This is a genomic window from Actinomycetota bacterium (assembly GCA_004297305.1).
Lineage (GTDB): Bacteria > Actinomycetota > Actinomycetes > S36-B12 > FW305-bin1 > FW305-bin1.
Genome location: SCTR01000005.1, coordinates 90079 through 112299, shown reverse-complemented (window position 1 = coordinate 112299; position 22221 = coordinate 90079). Strand labels below are relative to the sequence as shown.

Below are 22221 nucleotides of genomic sequence, written 5' to 3'. Positions count from 1 at the left end.
GTCAGCGGAGCCGGCGGACGGTGACGACGTGCGCCACGTCGACCCACGGCGTGAGGCGTACGAACACCTCGGGGCCCCACGTCCACGTCGCGCCGGTGATCGCGTCGTGGGCGTCGAAGGTGTCGGCCGGACCCAGCCCGAGCGCCGCCATGTCGAGGTGGACCAGGGTTTCGCGGGGAGAGTGCGGATCCAGCGTGCACACGACCAGGACCACGTCGGCGCCGTCGGTCTTGGAGTAGGCGATGACACCGGGGTCGTCGGTGCGGTGGAACCGAAGGTCGCGCAACTGCTGCAGCGCCGGGTGCGCCCGGCGCAGCGCGTTCAGTTTCGTCAGGTACGGCGCCAGCGTGCGGCCCTGGAGGGCCGCAGCTGCCCAGTCCCGCGGCCGGTACTGGTACTTCTCGGAGTCCAGGTACTCCTCGCTGCCGGCGTGGACGGCGACGTTCTCGAACAGCTCGAAGCCGGCGTAGATCCCCCAGGTCGGCGACAGCGTGGCCGCCAGCGTGGCACGGATGCTGAAGGCGGCCGGGCCGCCGTCCTGCAGGTACCCCGGCAGGATGTCCGGCGTATTGGCGAACAGGTTGGGTCGCATGTACGCCGCCGCCGGACCGGCCAGTTCGCTGAAGTACTCCGTCAGCTCGTCGCGGCCGTTGCGCCAGGTGAAGTACGTGTAGCTCTGCTGGAAGCCGACCTCGGCCAGCGCCCGCATCATGGCGGGCCGCGTGAAGGCCTCGGCCAGGAAGATCACGTCGGGATCGGTCGCGTTGACCTCGCCGATCAGCCTGTCCCACAGCCACAACGGCTTGGTGTGGGGATTGTCGACCCGGAAGATTCGTACGCCGTGCTGCATCCAGTGCCCGACGATCCGGCGGATCTCGGCGTACAGGCCCTCCGGATCGGTGTCGAAACTGAGCGGGTAGATGTCCTGGTACCGCTTGGGCGGGTTCTCCGCGTAGGCGATCGAGCCGTCGGCTCGCTGCGTGAACCACTCCGGGTGAGTCGTCACCCACGGGTGGTCGGGGGACGCCTGCAGCGCCAGGTCGAGGGCGACCTGCAGGCCGAGGCCGTCCGCGGCCGCCACGAACGCGTCGAAGTCCGCCAGCGTCCCGAGGTCGGGGTGCACCGCGTCGTGTCCGCCGTCGGGTGACCCGATCGCCCACGGCGACCCCGGATCGTAGGGTCCCGCGACCAGGGAGTTGTTCGGGCCCTTGCGGAACCGTCGTCCTATGGGATGGATGGGCGGCAGGTAGACCACGTCGAATCCCATGGCCGCCACGGCCGGCAGCCGCTGGGCGGCGGTGGCGAACGTGCCCGACCTCGGCGGGTCGACCGAGGCTCCCTCGCTGCGGACGAACAGTTCGTACCAGGACCCGACGGCCGCGGTCCGCCGCTCGACCCGCAGCGGCCAGGGTCCGGAGGTGGTCACCCCGTCCTGCAGCGGGTGGGCTCGCAGCACGTCGGTCAGGTCCGCCCGCAGCGCGACCGCGAGCCGGGCGGCGGCCGTCGTCGTGGTGTCGCGCAGGGCCGCCGCGGCGGTCCGCAGCACCAACCCGTCGGCGGACCCGGCCGCCGTTTGCTCCCGTTCGTCCGCCGCCCGCTCGAGCAGCGTGGCGCCGTCGGCCAGTTCCAGTTCCACGTCGAGTTCGGCGGGGATCTTGATCTGGGCGCGGTGCAGCCAGGTGGCCCACGGGTCCGCCCACACCTGGACGGCGAAAGCCCAGTCGCCCATGGCATCAGGCCGGATCACGCCTTGCCAGCGGTCCAAGCCCACCCCGACCGCGGTCATCGGCTGGCGGGCCGCCGTCGTCCCGTCCGGCCGCAGTGCCAGAACGGCGACGCCCAATTCGCCGTGACCGTCGCGGAACGCCGTGGCCGCGACGGTCACCGGCTCGTCCACGACAGCCTTGGCCGGACGCCGTCCGCTCTCCACGACCGGGCTGACGTCGAGCACGGCGAACCGGCCGTCCAGCAGTGGCGGCGGAAGCAGCCCGCCGGCGACCCCGAGGTCGTGATGGACCGGCGCGGCGTGGGCACCGACCGCCGCGCCGCCGCCGCGCCGCTGGGCCGCCGGCGCCGAGTGCTCCGATGGGGTCGTGTGGTCCGGGGGCGCCGCGGCGGACGGTGCGATCGAGCCCGTCGCGCGGGTGCCGGAGCCGGTCGTGCCGGTCGTCGCCGGGGGGGCGGGGGGAGCCCCGCTCACGGCGGTCGCGGCGGTACGGCGATCTCGGCTCATCGCGTCGACCCTACCGGCGCGAGGGTGTCGAGGCAGGCTGTGCGCGGCGCGGTGAGCCGCTGTCGGATCGGTCACCGCAGCCTGGGCGCCGCGCGGTCGGCGGCCGCGCTCGACGGCCACCGCGCTGTAACGTCGACGAAACTGCGATGACGCCGGGATGTCTTCTGTCGGCGGGTAGGTTGCCGCGCGTGAGAGCGATCCGCCGGTTCACCGTCCGTACCGTCCTTCCTGCGCCGCTGCTTCCGCTGGAGGAGCTCGCCACCAACCTGCGGTGGTCGTGGCACACGAGCACCCGGGATCTGTTCGCCGCGGTCGACCCGCACCTGTGGTCGGTGGTCGGCGAGGACCCGGTGCGGCTGCTCGGCGACGTGTCCTCCGAACGGCTCGCCGAACTCGCCGCGGATCCGGCGTACGTCGCGGCCGTCGCCGCGGCCGCCGCCGAGCTGCACGAGTACCTGACCGGCGACCGGTGGTACCAGACGCTCGGGTCGTCCGCGCCGGGCTCGATCGCCTACTTCTCGCCGGAGTTCGGGATCGCTGCGGCGCTGCCGCAGTATTCCGGCGGGCTGGGCATCCTGGCCGGCGACCACCTCAAGGCGGCCAGCGACCTCGGCGTCCCGATCATCGGCGTCGGCCTGTACTACCGGGCCGGGTACTTCCGGCAGTCGCTGTCCCGCGACGGCTGGCAGCAGGAGCGCTACCCGGTCCTGGACCCCGACGGCATGCCGTTGTCGCTGCTGACCGAGGCCGACGGGAGCCCGGCGCGGGTGTCGCTGTCGCTGCCCGGTGGCCGGCATCTGGCAGCGCACATCTGGAAGGCGCAGGTCGGCCGGGTCCCGTTGCTGGTGCTGGACTCCGACGTGGAGGAGAACGAGCCGAGCGAGCGGGAGATCACCGACCGGTTGTACGGCGGGACCGGCGAGCACCGGCTACTGCAGGAGATGCTGCTCGGCATCGGCGGTGTGCGGGCCATCCGGGCGTTCTGCCGGATCACCGGAGCGCCCGAACCCGAGGTGTTCCACACCAACGAGGGGCACGCGGGTTTCCTTGGGGTGGAACGGATCTCTGAACTGGTCACCGGCGCCGGGCTGGACTACGACGAGGCGTTCGAAGCGGTTCACGCCGGCACGGTGTTCACCACGCATACTCCCGTGCCGGCCGGCATCGACCGGTTCCCCCGGTCGCTGGTGGCGGCCCATTTCGGCGGCGACGCCGCGCTGCCGGGTGTTCCCGTGGAGCAGGTGCTGGCGCTGGGCTTCGAGGACTACCCCGGCGGGGACCCCGAGGTGTTCAACATGGCGGTCATGGGGTTGCGGCTCGGCCAGCGGGCCAACGGCGTGTCGCTGTTGCACGGCAAGGTGAGCCGGGAGATGTTCCAGGGCCTCTGGCAGGGTTTCGACGCCGAGGACGTCCCGATCACGTCGGTGACCAACGGCGTCCACGCGCCGACCTGGGTGGCCCGCCAGATGCGGGTCCTGCTGGTCGGCGACGGCGATCCGCAACTGGTGGACGACCCGGCCAGCTGGGAGGCCATCGGTGCGGTACCGGCGGCGCGGCTGTGGTCGACCAAGCGCGCCCTGCGCGCGGAACTCGTCGAGGACGCCCGCCGGCGGCTACGGGCCTCGTGGCTGCAGCGCGGGGCCAGTGACGCCGAACTGGGGTGGACCGCCAGTGTGCTGGATCCTGACGTCCTGACCATCGGGTTCGCTCGGCGGGTGCCGTCGTACAAGCGGCTGACCCTCATGTTGCGGGACAAGGCCCGGCTCAAGTCCCTCCTGCTGCACCCGCAACGGCCGATCCAACTCGTCATCGCCGGCAAGGCGCATCCGGCCGACGACGGCGGCAAGCGGCTGATCCAGGATCTGGTCCAGTTCGCCGACGATCCGGAGGTCCGGCACCGCATCGTGTTCCTGCCCGACTACGACATCGGCATGGCGCTCACGCTGTATCCCGGCTGCGACGTCTGGCTGAACAACCCGCTGCGACCGCTGGAGGCCTGCGGGACCTCGGGCATGAAGGCGGCGCTGAACGGGGCGCTGAACCTGTCGATCCTCGACGGCTGGTGGGACGAGTGGTACGACGGGGAGAACGGCTGGGCGATCCCCACCGCCGACGGAGTCGAGGATCCCGACCGCCGGGACGACCTGGAGGCCGCGGCGCTGTACGACCTCATCGAGAACGCCGTGACGCCGCCGTTCTACGAACTGGCCGACGACGGCCTGCCGCAGCGGTGGGTGGCGTTGTTGCGGCACACGCTGCAGTCCTTGGGGCCGAAGGTGTTGGCGTCGCGGATGGTGCGCGACTACATCACGCAGCTGTACACGCCGGCGGCCGTCGCCGCGCGGCGGACCGGTGGCGGCGGCTACGTCGTGGCCAAGGAACTGGCTGCCTGGAAGGTACGGGTGCGCGAGGCGTGGAGCGGCGTCGCCGTCGACCACGTCGAGGCGACCGGCGTGGGAGACGCGCCGTCGTTGGGGACCTCGGTCACGGTGCGGGCCTTCGTCACTCTGGGCTCGCTGGCGCCCGAGGACGTCGCGGTGACCTTGGCCTACGGCCGGGTGGACACCCACGACCGGCTGGTGAGCCCCGACGAACTGGTCATGTCAGCCACCGACGACGACGGCAACCGCTGGCGGTTCGAGGCGACCGTGGACCTCGCACGTCCCGGTCCGTTCGGCTACACCGTGCGGGTGTTGCCCCGTCATGCCGCGCTGGCGTCGGCAGCGGAGCTGGGCCTGCAGGTACTGCCGAACCTGGCAGCACCGGCTGAACCGGCCGCGCTGCTGCGCTGATCGGGAGCGTCAGACTTCTTCCACGCGAAGCAGGACCGCGCTGAACGGGGCGAGCATTACCGTCGCCCCGGCGGGGTCGGTCCAGGGCGCGTCACCGCCGTGCTCGTCGGCGGTGTCCACCAGGCGCCGGTAGGTCCGGCCGTACGGCGGGCCGGGCAGCACGAACCCGCGGTGTGAGTCCGCACCGTGCAGCAGCAGCAGGAACGACGAGTCCGACAGCCGCTGTCCGGTGGCGCCACGGGCGCGCAGCTGACCGTTGACGAACATGCCCAGGGTCGCCGTCGCCGGGTCCCGCCATTGGGCCGCAGTCAGTTCCGTCCCGTCCGGGCCGAGCCAGGCCAGGTCTGCTGCGCCACCCTCGGTCGCGGGCTTGCCGTCGAAGAAGTGGCGCTGCCGCCAGCTGGGGTGGCCGGCCCGGATCGCCAGGACCCGCCGGGTGAACGCCAGCAGGTCGTCCTGCCACGGCTGCAGTTCCCAGTCCAGCCAGGAGACCTCGTTGTCCTGGCAGTACGCGTTGTTGTTGCCGCCCTGGGTCCGTCCGCGTTCGTCGCCGGCCAGCAGCAGCGGCACACCGGTCGACAGCAGCAGCGTGGTGAGGATGCTGCGCAGCCGGCGACGGCGGAGCCGGCCGATCTCGGGGTCCCGGGTGCCGCCCTCAGCGCCGCTGTTCCACGATCGGTTGTCGTCGGTCCCGTCGCGGTTGTCCTCGCCGTTGGCGAGATTGTGCTTGGCGTCGTAGGAGACCAGGTCGAGCATCGTGAAGCCGTCATGCACGGTGACGAAGTTCACCGAGGCATACGGCCGTCGGCCGTCGTGTCCGTAGAGGTCAGCGGAGCCCGACAGCCGCCAGCCGAGCTCGCCGACCCCACCGTGTCCCCGCCAGAAGTCGCGCACCCGGTCCCGGTACTTGCCGTTCCATTCACTCCACGGGGGCGGGAATCGGCCGACCTGGTAGCCACCCGGCGCGACGTCCCACGGTTCGGCGATGAGTTTCACCTGCCGCAGTACCGGATCCTGACCGATCGCGCACATCAGGGCGTTGCGCATGTCGACGTCGTCGTGACCGCGGGCTAGCGCCGTTGCCAGGTCGAAACGGAAACCGTCGACGTGCATCTCCTGCACCCAGTACCGCAGCGAGTCGGTCACCAGTTGCAGCGCCACCGGACTCGTGGTGTCCACGGTGTTGCCCGTGCCGGTCAGGTCGGCGTACCGGCGCCCACCGCCGGTCAACCGGTAGTAGCCGGAGTTGTCGATGCCGCGCCAGGACAGCGTGGGGCCGTTCTCGTTGCCTTCGGCGGTGTGGTTGTAGACGACGTCGAGAATGACCTCGAGGCCGGCATCGTGGAACGCTCGCACCAGCTGCTTGAACTCGGTGACCTGCGATCCGAGGGAACCCGACGCGCTGTAGCCGGCGTGCGGCGCGAAGTAGCCCAGGGTGTTGTAGCCCCAGTAGTTCGTCGTCCCGCGCCGCAGCAGGCCCTGTTCGCTGACGAACTGGTGAATCGGCAGCAGCTCGACGGCGGTGATCCCGAGTTGTCGCAGGTAGTCCAGCGCAGCCGGATGGGCCAGCCCGGCGTACGTGCCCCGCAGCTGCGGCGGGATGCCGGGATGGCGGGCGGTGAAACCCTTGACGTGCAACTCGTACAGCACCGAATCGCCCCACGGCGTCGCCGGTGGCGCGTCGGTTCCCCAGTCGAATCGGTCGAGCACGGCGACCGACCGGCCGACGAACGGCGCCGAGTCGGTGTCGTCGCGCACCAGGTCGTCGCCGGGCACGCTGCCGCCGGTGGCGGGGTGATCGGTGAACGATCCGGTGATTGCCTTGGCGTACGGGTCGACCAGCAGCTTCGCGGCGTTGAACCGCTGGCCGCGTGCCGGATCCCACGGCCCGTGCACCCGCAGGCCGTACCGGGTGCCCGCTGACAGTCCCGGGACGAAGCCGTGGAAGACGTGAAAAGTCTGCTCCGGCAGCCGGATCCGGGACTCGGCCCCCACCTCGTCGAAGACGCACACGTCGACCGCCTCGGCACCGGCCGCGCGCACGGCGACGTGAGCGCCGTCGCCGTCCACGGTGACGCCGAGCGCGTCGCGCCGCCCTGGCAAGGCGGCCGTGGCGCCCGGCGGCGGTAGCGGCGCGGTCACCAGTCCGGCGGCGGTCCCGGCGGTCGGCTCCGGGCTCACCCGGGCAGTCGGTCCGGGGTCTGCCCCGGGGCGCATTCCTGTCGCCATCCTCGGCGCCTCCTGCCTTCCGGTGCCCGGTCCGGCGACCGGTGCCGTCCGCGGCGATGGTGCCCGACAGCAGGTCGGCCGGCCGGGTGTCGCCGTACGTCCGGGGCGATCGTGCCGGATCTGCGCAGCTGCCCGGGCGCCGCCGCGCCCGCTCGAGTGCCGCGGTTGGTCCGTCCCGGTGGCCGGTGCCGCGATCGCTCAAGACGGCCGAGTGCGGCGACGACAGGGCCCGCGGAGGTACGTCGATGACATCAAGGCGGCGCAACGCCGTGGGCACGGCTGTCCTGGCGGCGACGGCCGCTGCTCTGGCCGTGACCGGACCGCTCGGCCAGGCCCCGGCGCCGGCTGCGGCTGCGGCTGCGGTCGGGCCGAGTGGCACTGCTGCGGTCGGCACGGCTCCCGTGCTCCGGATCGGGACGGCGGCCGGCGATGCCACGACGTACGCGCTGACCACGGTGTCGGTCGCCGGCTCGCCGCTAGCGGCGCGGTGGAACCCGTGTCAGGCCCAGATCACGGTGCGCGCCAACGTGGCGGCCGCCGGCCGGAACGCCGCGGCGAGGCGGTCCGCCGTCCGGGATGTCAAGGGTGCGCTCGCGCGGTTGTCGGCGGCCACCGGGATGCGTTTCGTGTACCAGGGCCGCACGTCGTACGTGCCGCGCGGACCGGGCTGGGCAGGGGCCAACCCGGCAGAGATCGTCGTGGCGTGGGTGACCCCCGGCGGTCGTCGCAGCAGCGATCTGTTGTCGCGGTCGGGAGCCGGCGGGGTCGCCGGGACCGGCGGCGTCGCGTACTCGATGTGGTCCGGCGGTCCGGGGTCGGGTGCCGAGATCGGTCGGGGCTACGTCGTGCTCAACGCTGCTGCGCGGCAGTCCTTCAAGCCCGGTTTCGGCGCCGGCGTGACCCGGGGTGACCTGCTGCTGCACGAACTGGGGCACGCGGTTGGGCTGCAGCACGTGTCGAGCGCATCCGAGGTGATGTACCCGGTGATCGTGCCGCGCAAGGTCGCCGGCTACTCGGCGGGCGACCTCGCCGGGCTGGCCGCGGTCGGTGCGGCGGCCGGTTGTATCGAGGCGCCGACGGCCGTCTGGCCGGATCTGTAAACACCGGCGGACGATGTCGCCGCGGTTGAGCAGGTCAGCCGGCCACCTGGCGGGTGCCGACGGCGTCGGGGTCCGGCAGCCCGCCGAGGACGTCCATGCCCAACTGCAGGACGGCGACCGGATCCCCGTCGGCGCCGTCGACCACCACGGCCGGGCCGATCGTGGCGAGCAGGTTTCGGGCCGCTAGCGCCGACCGCACCACCATCACCACGAGCCGGCGGTAGCCGAGCAGCCGCGCCGTAGCGGCGACCTGCCGGGCCAGCGCCCTGCCGAGGCCGACCCCCTGGAACGCGTCTTCGACCAGCACTGACAGCTCGGCCGAACCGCCATCGCGTGGGGACAGGTTCGCCAGGGCGACCAGCCGCTTGCGGTCGAACGCGACCAGGGCGAGTTCGGTGGACAGCAGCCGGCGCTGCCAGGTCCGGCTGACCGGCGGCGCAGCGTTCTGGTAGCGGCCGTAGAGGGTGTCCGGCGCACAGCGACCGTGCATCAGCGCCAGCGCATCGACGTCGGAGGTCCGGGCGGCCCGGACGGTGACGACGCGGTTGTCCCGCAGGTCGACCGAGCGAGGGCGCGTTGCCCACACCAGGGCGCTGCCTCGGCGGGTCGCGTCCATGGCGACAGGGTCCTCTCGCGCCGTTACGACCGGGTTTCACCGACACGACTGACAGGTTTCACCGCGGCTGCGCTGCGGCTACCGCGCCGCCGCGCCGCCGGAGCGCGGCGCCGACCCGCGGTGTGGCCGGCGCAGCGGCTAGGGCATGCTGTTCGCCAACCTCGGGCGGGGATCAGGTGACCGCGCCCTGACGCGACGGAGGCTCCGCAGCCGCTATGAAGATCGCAGTGTGCGTGAAGCAGGTGCCCGACACGTGGGCGGAGAAGACCCTCTCGGCATCCGACGCGACGCTCGACCGTGCGGCCGCGGACGGGGTCATGAACGAACTGGACGAGTACGCCGTCGAGACCGCGCTGCAGCTGGTCGAGGCCCACGGCGGTGAGGTGATCGTCGTCAGCGTGGGGCCGGACCGTGCCGCGGAGGTGGTGCGGAAGGCGCTGAGCATGGGTGCCGCCGCCGGCGTCCACGTCGTCGACGACGCGCTGCACGGGTCCGACGCCGTCGCGACGTCCGCCGTCCTCGCCGCTGCGCTGAACGGCCGCGAGTTCGACCTGGTGGTCTTCGGCTCCGAATCCACCGACGCCCGCATGAGCGTCGTGCCGACCATGGTCGCCGAGCGGTTGGGCTGGCCGGGCCTGACCTTCTCCCAGCAGGTCGAGGTCGACGGGAGCACGGTGCGGACCCAGCGGGTGACCGAGTACGGCTACGACGTGGTCGAGGCGCCGACCCCGGCGGTCATCAGCGTGGTGGAGAAGATCAACGAGCCGCGGTACCCCTCCTTCAAGGGCATCATGGCGGCGAAGAAGAAGCCGGTTGAGTCGCTGTCGGTCGCCGACCTGGGCGTCGACGCCGCGACCGTCGGCCTTGCGGCGGCGTGGACCACGGTGGTCGATCACGCCACGCGCCCGCCGAAGGCCGCCGGCCAGGTGGTCACCGACGAGGGCAACGGCGGCGTCGCGATCGCCGACTTCCTCGCCGCCCAGAAGATCATCTGACCGCGCTGGCGATCTCGCCCGAAAGAAAGGTGCCCTGATGGCTCCGATCGTTGTCCTCGTCGAGGCAGCCGACGGTTCGGTCAAGAAGGCCACGAACGAACTGCTCACGTTGGCCCGCCGGGCCGGCGAGCCGCAGGCGGTCGTCGTCGGTGAGGCCGGCGACGCGATCGTCGCCGCGCTCGGCGAGTACGGCGCGACCGCGGTGCACGTCGGACCGGCAGAGTTGCTCGACCACCCGGTGACCGGCCGGCTCGCCGCGCTGGCCGCTGTCCTGGAGCAGCTCTCGGCTGCCGGGACGCCCGCCGGTGGTGTGCTGATCGCCTCGACTGCGGAGGGCAAGGAGATCGCCGGGCGGCTCGCGCTGCGGATCGGCAGCGGCGTGCTGACCGACGCCGTCGACGTCGCCGCCGACCTGCTGGCCACGCAGAGCGTCTTCGGTGGCTCGACGGTCGTGCACTCGCGGGTGACCACAGGGACGCCGGTCATCACGGTCCGGCCGAACTCGGTGGCCGTCGAGGCCGCCCCGGCCACCCCCACCGTGGTCCCCGTGTCGGTCACCTTGTCCGCGGCGGACTCCGCCGCGGCGGTCACCTCGCGGGTGGTGGCGGAGAAGGGCGGCCGTCCGGAGCTGACCGAGGCGTCAATCGTCGTGTCCGGCGGCCGGGGTGTCGGGGGTCCGGAAGGTTTCGCGCTGATCGAGAGCCTCGCCGACTCGCTGCACGCGGCTGTCGGTGCGTCGCGCGCCGCCACGGACGCCGGGTGGTACCCGCACACGTACCAGGTCGGGCAGACCGGCAAGACGGTGTCGCCGCAGCTGTACATCGCCGCCGGCATCTCCGGCGCCATCCAGCACCGCGCCGGTATGCAGACCTCCAAGCTCATCGTGGCGGTCAACAAGGACGCCGAAGCGCCCATCTTCGAACTGGCCGACTACGGCGTCGTCGGCGACCTGTTCGCCGTCGTACCGCAACTCACCGACGAGATCACCAAGCGCGCCGGCTGACCCCCTGCTTTGCGCGCCTTCGCGTCGCGATCGGCGGCCTGGTGGGTGCCCTGAGCGACCGTACGGCGCGACACCGGCTCCGACGGGGGCGGGCGTCGGCGTACGCCGTCGGGCAAGCCACGATCGGACCGTGGCTCGCGCTGCCCGGCTCCTTCCACAGCCCTTCTGGCTTTGCGCGCCGTACTGCCGCTCAGCGGGCCGGAATCGGCCGCTGAGCAGCAACAGCGCGCGCAACACCGGCGGTCCCCAGGGTCCCCGTTCCCGAGCCTCTGCCGGGTTACGCTCCGCACGCTGTGACCGTTGACCGCCGTACCGCCGACAACGCCGGACTGGGCACCGCCAAGGGCGCACTGGCCCCCGACGAATCTCCACTTGCCACTGCCGAATCCGCACAGCAGGACGACCAGCCGTGATCTTCCCGACCATCGAGTTCGCCTGTTTCTTCGTCGTCGTGCTCGTGGGTTCGTGGTTGCTGATGCCGAATCCGCGCTGGTGGAGGCCGTTCATCCTGCTGGCCTCGTTGGCGTTCTACGCCTACGCCGACTGGCGCTTCGTCGGCCTGCTGCTGCTGTCGGTGGTCCTGAACCAAGCTGCTGCGACCCTCATCGCCAGCAGCGCGGATCCGGTGTACCGCCGCCGTGTCCTGTGGTGCGCGGTGGTGGCGGACATCGCCGTACTCGCGGTGTTCAAGTACGTCGATTTCTTCGCCACGAGTATCGACGCGATGCTCGAGCGGCTCGGCATCGGCATGCCCCTGCCGCTGTTGCATCTGGCCCTGCCGATCGCCATCTCGTTCTTCACGTTCCAGGCGATCTCGTATGTGGTGGACGTCTACCGCGGTGATGTCCCGCTGGCCCGGCCGATCGACACCGCCATCTACCTGACGTTCTTCCCGCACCTGGTCGCCGGTCCGATCGTGCGCGCTCGAGAGTTCATCCCGCAGTTGACCTCAGGGCCGCGCGATCCGCGCCGAGTTCCCGCAGCGCCGGCACTCATGCTCATCGCGGGCGGTCTGGTGAAGAAGGTCGTGATCGCCGACGTCCTCGCGACTCGGCTGGTCGATCCGGTGTTCGGTAGTCCGTCGTCGTACAACCCCGTCGAGGTCTGGCTGGCCGTGCTGGGCTACGCCGCCCAGATCTATTGCGACTTCTCCGCGTACACCGACATGGCCATTGGTTTCGCGATGCTGCTGGGATTCCGATTCCCGCAGAACTTCGATCGGCCGTACCGGGCCCGTTCGCTCCGAGACTTCTGGCACCGCTGGCACATGACGTTGTCGCGATGGCTGCGGGACTACGTCTACGTCCCGTTGGGCGGCAGCCGCCGTGGCGTCCGCCGTACCTACCTCAACCTCATGCTCACGTTCCTCATCGGTGGTCTGTGGCATGGGGCCGCTTGGACTTTCGTCATCTGGGGCGCGATCCATGGTGGCGGCCTCGTCGTGCAGCGATGGTGGGCCGGTCGCCGCCGAGAGCCGGTCGGCGCCACGGTCGCTCGCGCCGGGACGGCTCACGACGACGACGGTGGGTCTGTCGAGGAGGTAGGTCCGCTCGGGTACGGCGTCGCGCCGGTGTCGGCCGCCTCGACCGGTGCCGACCGGGCGACCGTGGTGATCCGGCCGGATCCGGTGGCCCCCGGCTTCGACGGCTCCGGGCCGGTGGCAGTCGGTGTTCTCGCGCCGCGGCGGCTGGTGCTCCGGCGTCGCCCGTCGGCGACCGGACGGCCCGCGCCCGGCTCGACCACTCCCGGCGCGGCTACCGGCCGATCGGCCGCGACCGGGCGTCCCACCGCGGGACCAGACGCCACCGGACCAGGGACCACCGGACCGAGCAGCACCGGCCCGGCGGCCACCGGACCGGGTACGTCGGGGCCGGCCGGCGGTCTGCCGCCCGGTCTCGCCTGGGCGCTGACGTTCGCCGTCGTCTGCCTGGCCTGGGTGTTCTTCCGGGCGCCCGATCTGACTGTGGCGCTGGAGGTTCTCGGTCGACTGGTGACCGGATGGTCGGTGCCGCTGACGATCGTGACGCCCACCGTCGTGCTGTTGGTGGCTGCCGGGCTCGGGACGCAGTGGGTGCCGGATCGCTTCTGGTACGGCGTCCAAGAACGCTTCGCCGCGCTTTCGGTTGTCTTCCAAGGGGTACTGCTGGGTCTGCTGATCGTGGCGTGCAATGTCGTCATCGGGCAGGCCGGCGTCGCCCCCTTCCTCTACTTCCGGTTCTAAAGTGCCATGACCACCACCACAGATCCCCGCCGCGTCCGTTCCGCGACGGCCGTCAGCGAGCCGGCGTCGCATCCGGCCTTCGACGAGTCACCGGCGCGCCGGTTGCCGGCCGGCAAGGTCATCGTGGTCTGCATCGTGGCCTGCCTGACTGCCGCGCTGCTGGGCAGTGCCACCATGGTCCGCACCGCTCGCGGCATGGCCGCCGGCCCGGTCCAATCGATGATTCTCGCTGTGGCAGAACCGATCGACCGGTTCGCCGCCGCGGTGTGGCTGGACAAGCCCGCGCAAGGACTGGCGCTGCTGGCCGGCACCCAACTCGACGATGCGGCCGGTCGCGATCTGCTGGCCGGCTCCGACGACATCCTGACGCCCCCGTCAGCACCGCCAGCCGCGCCGGCTGCGGGCAAGACCCCGGCTGTGGGAAAGACTCCGGCGCCGACCGCGTCCACCGGGCCGGTGCTCACCCCGGTCACCACGCCCTCGGTGACCGCCCCGGTCCCGGTCCTGGTATTGGGCGACTCGCTGGCGACGTACGTCGGGCAACAACTGCAGAACCTCACGACGGACGCGGGAATGGTCGACGTGACCACGGTGTGGCGCAACGGAACAGGGCTGACCACGCCGGGCTATTTCAACTGGCAGTCGTTCGCGCTGGACCAGGTGGCCAAGCGCCGTCCGAAGGCGGTCGTCCTGGTCCTCGGTGGCAACGATCGGACCGAGATGACCAAGGACGGTCAGCCGCTGCGGCTGGGAACGGCTGCGTGGGATACCGAGTACGCCCGCCGGGTTGCGGTGGTGATGGCCAGTGTGCGGGAGGCCGGCGTCGAGCGGGTGTACTGGGCCGGGCCGCCGACTGCCCGTGACGACGCCTGGGACAGCGCGTACGCCGCGGTCAATACGGCCATCGCTCGCGCGGCGGCCGCGGTGCCAGGAGCGCGGTACGTCGATCTCTACCACGGCACCGCGGTGGACGGTCGGTACTCCGACACGGTGACCTTGGACGGCACGACGCTCAACGCCCGCCAGGCCGACGGGATCCACTGGACGTTCGCGGCCGCCAAGCAGCCGGCTCGCCTCGTGCTCGCCGCGGTCGCCGACGACTACGGCCGCGTGTCCTGACCTTCCTTCGTCGGCGACTGCGGCGGGACCGCGGAACCTGGTGCGCACTGCGCGACCCGGGACGACGCCGACACGCAGGTAGCATCGCGGCGTGGCCTACTTCGACCACGCCGCGACGACGCCGGTGCTCCCCGAAGCGCTCGCCGCCTGGACTGCTGCGGCCGGCCGGGTCGGCAACGCTTCGTCGGTGCATGCGTCCGGCCGGCGGGCACGGCGTACCGTCGAGGAGGCGCGGGAGTCGATCGCGCAGAGTCTGGGCGCCCGACCCGGTGAGGTCATCTTCACCTCCGGCGGCACCGAAGCAGACAACTTGGCGCTCAAGGGAATCGCCTGGGCCCGGCGCGCCGGGGATCCGATGCGGCGGCGGGTGCTGGTCAGTGCGGTGGAGCACAAGGCGGTGCTCGACCCGGCCGGCTGGCTGGCGGCCCGCGGCGACACCACCGTCGAACTCCTCCCCGTCGACGCGAGCGGCCGGCTGGACCTGGCGGCGTTCCGGCTCAGCATCGAACGCGACCCGGCATCGGTCGCCCTGGTCTCGGTGATGTGGGCGAACAACGAAGTGGGCACCGTGCAACCGGTGGCCGAGGTCGCCGAGCTGTGCCGGCAGTACGGGATCCCGGTGCACAGCGATGCCGTCCAGGCGGTTTCCACGCTGCCAGTGGCAGCCAGTCTGGTCGACGCGCTCACCGTCAGCGGCCACAAGCTGGGGGCTCCGGTCGGCGTCGGCGTCCTCGTCCTCGGACGCGACGTGGACGTCGTTCCGGTGCTGCACGGCGGAGGACAGGAACGCGACGTCCGTTCCGGCACGCTCGCTCCGGCCGACGCGGCCGCGCTGGCGGCAGCGCTGCGCGTGGTCGTGGCCGAACGCGACCAGCACGCCGCCCGCCTCGCCACGCTGCGCGCCGATGCCGAGCGCCGGATCACTGCTGCCGTACCGGAAGCGATGATCACGGCTGCCGATGCCGTCCGGCTGCCGGGTATCTCCCACCTGACCTTCCCCGGCTGCGAAGGCGATGCGCTGTTGATGTTGCTCGATGCCGCCGGCGTCGAATGCTCGACCGGATCGGCCTGTGCGGCAGGGATTCTGCAGCCAAGTCACGTCCTGATGGCCATCGGCATACAGCCGCAGCGGGCGCGGGGCTCGCTGCGGCTGTCGTACGGCCGACAGACCACGGCCGCCGACGTCGACGAACTGCTGGCCGCCCTGCCGCCCGCAGTCGCCCGGGCCCGCCGAGCCGGGCTGGTGGCAACGGCGGACAGGTCCTGAGATGCGTGTGCTGGCAGCGCTTTCCGGTGGCGTGGACTCCGCGGTTGCCGCGGCCCGGGCGGTCGACGCCGGTCACGATGTGACTGGCGTCCACCTCGCGCTGGCCCGTGACCCCCGCTCCCACCGGACCGGGGCCCGGGGTTGCTGCAGCCTGGAGGACTCGCGCGATGCCCGGCGCGTCGCCGACGTCGTCGGAGTGCCGTACTACGTCTGGGATCTCGCCGATCGGTTCCATGACGACGTGATCGCCGACTTCGTGGCCGAGTACGCCGCGGGACGTACCCCGAACCCCTGCGTCCGGTGCAACGAACGCATCAAGTTCGCCGCCGTACTCGAGCGTGCCGTCGCCTTGGGTTTCGACGCGGTGTGCACCGGCCACTACGCGCGCCTGGTCGACGGACCGACCGGCCGGCAGCTGCACCGGGCCGTCGATACAGCCAAGGACCAGTCGTACGTGCTGGGCGTCTTGGACGGCTGGCAACTGGACCGGGCACTGTTCCCGTTGGGCGACAGCCACAAGCACGCCGTGCGTCGCGAGGCCGCCGAGCGCGGGCTGCTGGTGGCGGACAAGCCGGACAGTCACGACGTGTGTTTCATCCCCGACGGCGACACGGCCGGCTGGTTGCGCGACCGACTGGGGGAGCAGCCCGGTGACGTCGTCGACGTCCAGACCGGCCAGGTGGTCGGCGCGCACCACGGGACCTACGGCTTCACCGTGGGCCAGCGCCGTGGCCTGGCGTTGGCGGATCCGGCGCCGGACGGGCAACGACGGTACGTGGTGGACGTCGACCCGTTGTCGCACAAGGTGTTCGTCGGCTCGTCGGAACTCCTCGGCGTTTCGGAGGTGACCGGTACGGGCTGGCGCTGGTGCGGTCGGGAGTCCGCCGGACCTGGCTTCGATGCCGACGTACAACTGCGCGCCCACGGTACGCCGGTGCCGGCGCGGGCGACGGTCACCGGCGGCGACGTCGTGATCTCGTTGCGCGAGAACGTACGCGGGGTCGCCCCCGGCCAGTTGGCAGTGCTGTACGACGGCACCCGCGTCCTGGGTTCCGCCACCGTGGCAGCCACCGCCACACCCATCACCTGACCACCCCACCTGGCCGTCGCCGACTGCCACCGCCGACACCGCCAGGTCGGTCGCCGGCCGGCCGCCGCCGCCACCACCGCCTGACCACCGCCAGGTCTGTCGCCGACCGACCGTCCGTCCCCGTGTGGCGCGCTTTGTCGTCGCCATACCGGCCGGTAACCGGCCGTCTGACGCCCGCAAGGCGCGCAACACCGGAAGGAGAGGGACCACGGGCCGTCGGTAGCCTCCGCCGCATGGTGCAGCCCCCAGCAGACCCCGGTGGCGGAGTGGGACCCGGCGGCGGCCGACCCGGCCAGGTCGGGTCGGCCGCGGAGGATGCCGCTGACCGTTGGCCGGGTGGCGTGGCCACCGGGGTCGGCTCGCTGCCGGGTACGCAGCCTCGCGAGGCGGTGACCTTGGTCGCTGGGGAACTGCCCGAGCTGCCGCACCTGCCGGAACTGCCGAACCGCGGTCCCGGCGCCGACCTCGTGGGGCGGACGGCGGGCCTGCTGGCCCTGGTCGGCGAGGACTTCGCCGTCGAGACCACGCCGCTGGGCTGGCGGATCGCCGGCGCGCGGAGCCGGGTCATGCGACGGGCGGCGTCCTGGCTGGACGAGGACCTCGACGCGTTGCAGGAGCGGTTCGCCGGCTACACCGGGCTGCTGAAGGTCGCCGTAGCCGGACCGTGGACGATGGCCGCGCAACTGGAACTGCGTACCGGCGAACGCGCGGTACGCGACGTCGGTGCCTGCCGCGACCTCGCCGGCGCCGTGGCCGAGGCCATCGCGGCACACGTCGCCGACGTACGCCGGCGGGTGCCGCACGCTCGACTCATGGTGCAACTGGACGAACCGTCGCTGCCCGCTGTGGTCGCCGGCAGCATCGCCACCGCCAGCGGACTGTCCCGCTACCCCGCGATCGACCTGCCGGCGATCGAGCAGCATCTCGGTGGCGTGCTGGCAGCGGCGCAGCAGGCCGGGGCGGTGCCGGTCGTGCACTCGTGCGCCGGCGGGCTGCCGTGGTCGGTGCTGTGGCGCGCCGGTGCCGCCGCCGTGTCGGTCGACCTGGACACCGTGACCGAGGCCGACCACGCCGAACTCGCCGAATGTGTGGATGCCGGACTTCGCCTCGTGCTGGGTGTCGTGCCGGCCGTCGACGGGCCGCTCGCGGGAGTGACGGCTACCGTCGGGCGGGTGCAGCGATGGTGGCGCCGGCTCGGCCTGGACGACGACCAGCTCGCCCCGGCGGTGGCCCTCAGCCCGTCCTGCGGGCTGGCCCACGCCTCGCCGGCGTGGCCACGCCGGGCGTACGGCGCCTGCCGAGCGGTGGCCCGGGCGCTGCGCGACGAGCCGGGACGCCCCGACGTAGCGGAGGGGTTATCGGGAAACTCGGCCGGGCAGCAGCGGCGATCGGGACAGTACGGCGCGCCGGGGCGACGATGACGAGTCCGGACGACGAGCTGCCCGACGGAGCCGTGGCGGACGCCGGTCCCGTCGTCGTACCGGACGAGGCACGGCGTCGATGGCAGGAACTGGTCGAAGTCGTCCTGCAGGCCCGGGAGCGCTACTACACCCACGACGCGCCGACACTGTCCGACGAGGAGTACGACGCGGCGTTCCGCGAACTGGAACAACTCGAAGCAGCCTGGCCGGAGCTGGTCACCGCCGATTCGCCCACCCAGTCCGTCGGCGGCCGCCGTGCGGAGATGTTCGAGCCGGTCGAGCATCTGGAGCGGATGTACAGCCTCGACAACGCTTTCTCGCTGGACGAGCTGACGGTCTGGGCCGACCGCATCAGCCGGGATATCGGCTCCTTCCCCCCGGCCATCTGCGAACTCAAGGTCGATGGTTTGGCCGTCGACCTGGTCTTCCGTGACGGACGGTTGCGGACGCTGGCCACCCGGGGTGACGGCCGGGTGGGCGAAGACGTCACCCACAACGCGCGCTACATCCCGGCCATACCGACACTGCTGCAACCGGAGCCGGGTGTCGCGGTGCCGCGGCTGCTGGAAGTGCGCGGCGAGATCTACTTCCCGATACAGGAATTCGAACGCATCAACGCCGAGCAGCTGGATCTCGGCTTGTCGCCGTTCGCCAACCCCCGCAACACCGCGGCCGGCACTCTCCGGCAACGCATCGACCGTCGCGAGAGTGAGCTTGCCGAGATCCAGGCTGCCGGCCGCGCCGCGGGGAAGACCGCACGATCACCGGACCGGTCGGCTGCCCGGCAGGCCCGCCTGCTGGCCGAGCTCGACCGAGCCCGGCAGCGCCTGGGCTCCTTGCGCCTGGTCCTGCACGGGATCGGGGCGCGCGACGGGGTCACGTTCACCGCGCAGAGCGAGACGTATGCCGTCCTCGCCCGGCTCGGCCTGCCGGTCAGCGAGCGTGCCCGGGTCTGCGCCGACCTGGCCGGCGTCCAGGAGTTCATCGAGTTCTACGGCGAGCACCGGCACGACGTCGAACACGAGATCGACGGCGTCGTGGTCAAAGTCGACGACCTGGCGTTGCAGGGCCGGCTCGGCGCGACCAGCCGGGCACCGCGGTGGGCCATCGCGTTCAAGTATCCGCCGGAGGTGGTGCGCACCCGGCTGCTGGACATCCGGGTCAACGTCGGACGGACGGGCCGGGTGACGCCGTTCGCCCTCATGGCGCCTGCCCGGGTGGCCGGCTCGACGGTGGCGATGGCGACCCTGCACAACGCGTCGGAGGTCGAACGCAAGGGAGTTCTCATCGGCGACACCGTCTTCCTGCGCAAAGCGGGCGACGTGATACCGGAGGTGATCGGTCCGGTCGTGGAGGCCCGGACCGGCGACGAGCGGGCCTTCGTCATGCCGACGCACTGCCCGGAGTGCGGAACCGCGTTGCGGCCGGAGAAGGCCGGTGACGCCGACATCCGTTGTCCCAACGCCCGATCGTGCCCGGCGCAGCTGCGCGAACGGGTGTTTCACGTCGCCGGTCGCGGCGCGTTCGACGTCGAAGGGCTCGGCTACAAGGCGGCCATGGCGTTGCTGGACGAGGGTCTGCTCACCGACGAGGGCGACCTGTTCGCGCTGACCGCTGCGGACCTGCAGCGCAGCGAGTTCTTCACGCGGGATTCGCCGTCGGGCCGGATTCTCAACGAGAACGCTCGGCGGGTCCTGGCGCAGTTGCAGGAGGCCAGGCACCGTCCGTTGTGGCGGGTGCTCGTGGCGTTGTCCATCCGGCACGTCGGTCCGACCGCGGCACGGACGTTGGCTCGCGAACTCGGCTCGGTCGACGCGCTGGCGGCGGCCGATCCGGCGGACCTGGCCGCGGTCGACGGCGTCGGCGAGATCATCGCCGACGCGGTGCACGAGTGGTTCGCCGTCGACTGGCACCGCGAGATCGTCGAGAAGTGGCGGGCGGCCGGGGTCGACCTCGCCGAGCAGCGCGCCGACGACGGTCCACGGCCGCTGCAGGGCGTCACCGTGGTGATCACCGGCACCCTCGACGGGTTCTCGCGTGACGGGGCCACCGCGGCGGTCCAGGAGCTCGGCGGCAAGGTCTCCGGCTCGGTGTCGAAGAAGACCGATTTCGTCGTCGTCGGCGACAATCCGGGAAGCAAGTACGACAAGGCGCTCGGCCTCGGCGTGCCGATCCTCGACGCGGCCGGCCTGCGCATCCTGCTCGACCGCGGCCCTGACGCCGCCCGCGAGGTCGCCACCATCGGATCCGGGAAACAGTCCGCGCCCTAGTGGCGCGAGGTTTCCCCGCTCGGAGCGGGTTCGGCGCCCGCCCTAGGATGACCGCCATGCCCGCGATCACCCGTGACGAGGTTGCCCACCTCGCCCGACTGGCCCGGCTGGCCATCGACGACGCCGAGCTCGAGCACTATGCCGCCCAGCTCGAGGTGATCCTCGACGCTGTCGCGTCGGTCTCACAGGTCGCTGCCGACGACATTCCGCCCACCTCCCATCCGGTCCCGGTGGTCAACGTCTTCCGCGACGACCAGGTGCTCCCCGGGCTGTCGCACGACGAGGCGCTCGCCGGCGCTCCCGCGGTGCAGGACGGCAGGTTCCGGGTGCCCCGCATCCTCGACGAGGATGCGGCCGACCGATGAGTTCGGAGTTGACCGGGCTGTCGGCGACCGAGCTCGCCGGTGTGATCGGGGCCGGTGACGTCAGCGCCGCCGAGGTCGCGCAGGCGCATCTGGATCGCATCGCCGAGGTGGACGACCGGGTGCACGCGTTCCTGTACGTCGACTCCGCCGGCGCACTGGACGCGGCGGCAGCGGTGGACGCCAAGCGTGCTGCCGGCGAGCCGCTCGGGCCGCTGGCCGGCGTTCCGTTGGCGCTCAAGGACGTTCTCACCATGCGCGGCGTTCCGACCACGTGCGGCTCGAAGATCCTCGAGGGTTGGCTGCCGCCGTACGACTCGACCGTCGTCGCCCGGCTGCGCGCGGCCGGCGTGGTGATCCTCGGCAAGACGAACATGGACGAGTTCGCGATGGGTTCGTCCACCGAGCACTCCGCCTACGGACCGACCCGCAATCCGTGGGACCTCGACCGTATTCCCGGTGGCAGTGGCGGTGGTTCGGCCGCCGCGGTGGCGTCCTACCAGGCGCCGATCGCGATCGGGACCGACACGGGCGGGTCGATCCGGCAGCCTGCCGCGGTGACCGGCACGGTCGGCGTGAAGCCGACGTACGGCGGTGTCTCCCGGTACGGCCTGGTCGCGCTCGCGTCGTCGCTGGACCAGGCCGGCCCGTGTGCTCGTACCGTCCTGGACGCTGCGTTGCTGCACGAGGCGATCGCCGGGCACGACCCGTTGGATTCGACGTCCACGGCGGCGCCGGTCCCTGACGTGGTGGCGGCCGCCCGGCTCGGCGAGATCCGCGGGATGCGGGTCGGCTTGGTCAGGCAGCTCGCCGGCGAGGGCTACCAAGCCGGTGTGTCGCAACGCTTCAGCGAAGCCGTCGAGTTGTTGCAGGAGCTGGGCGCCGAGGTGGTCGAGGTCTCCTGCCCGAGTTTCGACCACGCGTTGGCGGCGTACTACCTGATCCTGCCGAGTGAGTGCTCGAGCAACCTCGCCCGCTTCGACGCCATGCGCTACGGGTTGCGGGTGGGCGACGACGGCACGCGGTCGGTGGACGACGTCATGGCCCTCACCCGCGAGGCAGGCTTCGGCCCGGAGGTCAAGCGCCGCATCATGATTGGGACGTACGCGCTGTCCAGCGGGTACTACGACGCCTACTACGGCCAGGCCCAGAAGGTCCGCACCCTCATCATGCGCGACTTCACCGCCGCGTTCGAAACCTGTGACGTCCTGCTGTCGCCGACGGCGCCGACGACGGCGTTCCGGCTGGGGGAGAAGGTCGACGACCCGTTGGCCATGTATCTGAACGACGTTGCCACGATCCCGGTGAACCTGGCCGGTACCTGCGCGATGTCGATCCCGATCGGCCTCGCCCCGGAAGACGGTCTGCCGGTGGGCCTGCAGGTCATGGCGCCGCCGATGGCCGACGACCGGCTCTACCGCGTCGGCGGCGCGCTGGAAGCGGCGCTGTTCGACCGGTGGGGCCACCTGCTGGTCGAGGAGGTGCCGTCGCTGTGACCGCGCC

Annotated in this window: 15 protein-coding genes; 12 read left to right on the top strand and 3 right to left on the bottom strand. The window is 71.8% G+C overall.

The genetic code is table 11. From position 1 onward, the window contains the following. Position 1 precedes the first annotated feature (1 nt). A complete protein-coding gene (locus EPO13_02155; protein TAK70692.1) occupies positions 2–2233 on the bottom strand; it encodes an alpha-1,4-glucan--maltose-1-phosphate maltosyltransferase in 2232 nt (743 codons plus the stop codon). A gap of 188 nt (positions 2234–2421) precedes the next feature. Here EPO13_02155 and EPO13_02150 point away from each other — a divergent pair, with 188 nt between their 5' ends. Then, positions 2422–5025: a glycosyltransferase family 1 protein gene (locus EPO13_02150; GenBank protein ID TAK70691.1), complete on the top strand. Its 2604-nt coding sequence runs from the start codon at positions 2422–2424 to the stop codon at positions 5023–5025. 9 nt (positions 5026–5034) lie between these two features. On the opposite strand, the gene glgX is transcribed toward EPO13_02150, so the two are convergent. Then, entirely contained in the window at positions 5035–7242 is a 2208-nt protein-coding gene (glgX, locus tag EPO13_02145) for a glycogen debranching enzyme GlgX (protein ID TAK70690.1), read from the bottom strand. A gap of 257 nt (positions 7243–7499) precedes the next feature. Here glgX and EPO13_02140 point away from each other — a divergent pair, with 257 nt between their 5' ends. Beyond that, positions 7500–8354: a matrixin family metalloprotease gene (locus EPO13_02140; GenBank protein ID TAK70689.1), complete on the top strand. Its 855-nt coding sequence runs from the start codon at positions 7500–7502 to the stop codon at positions 8352–8354. A 34-nt stretch (positions 8355–8388) separates the two neighbouring features. On the opposite strand, the gene EPO13_02135 is transcribed toward EPO13_02140, so the two are convergent. Beyond that, a complete protein-coding gene (locus EPO13_02135) occupies positions 8389–8970 on the bottom strand; it encodes a GNAT family N-acetyltransferase (GenBank protein ID TAK70688.1) in 582 nt (193 codons plus the stop codon). 215 nt (positions 8971–9185) lie between these two features. On the opposite strand from EPO13_02135, the gene EPO13_02130 reads away from it, so the two are divergent. The 10 genes from EPO13_02130 to gatA all read left to right on the top strand — a co-directional run bounded on the left by EPO13_02130 (position 9186) and on the right by gatA (position 22214). Then, positions 9186–9965 (top strand): electron transfer flavoprotein beta subunit/FixA family protein, encoded by a 780-nt coding sequence (locus tag EPO13_02130; GenBank protein TAK70687.1) that lies wholly within the window; start codon positions 9186–9188, stop codon positions 9963–9965. 37 nt (positions 9966–10002) lie between these two features. Then, positions 10003–10968, top strand: coding sequence for an electron transfer flavoprotein subunit alpha/FixB family protein (locus EPO13_02125; GenBank protein TAK70686.1), 966 nt, complete (start codon positions 10003–10005; stop codon positions 10966–10968). A 409-nt stretch (positions 10969–11377) separates the two neighbouring features. After that, entirely contained in the window at positions 11378–13189 is a 1812-nt protein-coding gene (locus tag EPO13_02120; protein ID TAK70685.1) for an MBOAT family protein, read from the top strand. Between the two features lie 6 nt (positions 13190–13195). Then, complete coding sequence (locus EPO13_02115) at positions 13196–14308, top strand: DUF459 domain-containing protein (protein ID TAK70684.1); 1113 nt, start codon at positions 13196–13198, stop codon at positions 14306–14308. A gap of 91 nt (positions 14309–14399) precedes the next feature. Next, positions 14400–15575 carry a cysteine desulfurase gene (locus tag EPO13_02110; protein TAK70683.1) on the top strand — a complete coding sequence of 392 codons (1176 nt, stop codon included), beginning with the start codon at positions 14400–14402 and terminating at the stop codon, positions 15573–15575. Between the two features lies 1 nt (position 15576). Continuing rightward, positions 15577–16665: a tRNA 2-thiouridine(34) synthase MnmA gene (gene mnmA / locus EPO13_02105; GenBank protein TAK70682.1), complete on the top strand. Its 1089-nt coding sequence runs from the start codon at positions 15577–15579 to the stop codon at positions 16663–16665. A 233-nt stretch (positions 16666–16898) separates the two neighbouring features. After that, positions 16899–18086 carry a methionine synthase gene (locus tag EPO13_02100; GenBank protein ID TAK70681.1) on the top strand — a complete coding sequence of 396 codons (1188 nt, stop codon included), beginning with the start codon at positions 16899–16901 and terminating at the stop codon, positions 18084–18086. Then, entirely contained in the window at positions 18083–20356 is a 2274-nt protein-coding gene (gene ligA / locus EPO13_02095; protein TAK70680.1) for an NAD-dependent DNA ligase LigA, read from the top strand. The genes EPO13_02100 and ligA overlap by 4 nt, the downstream gene beginning before the upstream one ends. Before the next feature lie 56 nt (positions 20357–20412). Next, positions 20413–20721 carry an Asp-tRNA(Asn)/Glu-tRNA(Gln) amidotransferase subunit GatC gene (gene gatC / locus EPO13_02090; GenBank protein ID TAK70679.1) on the top strand — a complete coding sequence of 103 codons (309 nt, stop codon included), beginning with the start codon at positions 20413–20415 and terminating at the stop codon, positions 20719–20721. After that, the gene (gene gatA, locus EPO13_02085) at positions 20718–22214 is read left to right on the top strand and encodes an Asp-tRNA(Asn)/Glu-tRNA(Gln) amidotransferase subunit GatA (GenBank protein TAK70678.1); all 1497 of its coding nucleotides are present in this window, start codon (positions 20718–20720) and stop codon (positions 22212–22214) included. The genes gatC and gatA overlap by 4 nt, the downstream gene beginning before the upstream one ends. The last annotated feature ends 7 nt before the right edge of the window (positions 22215–22221 follow it).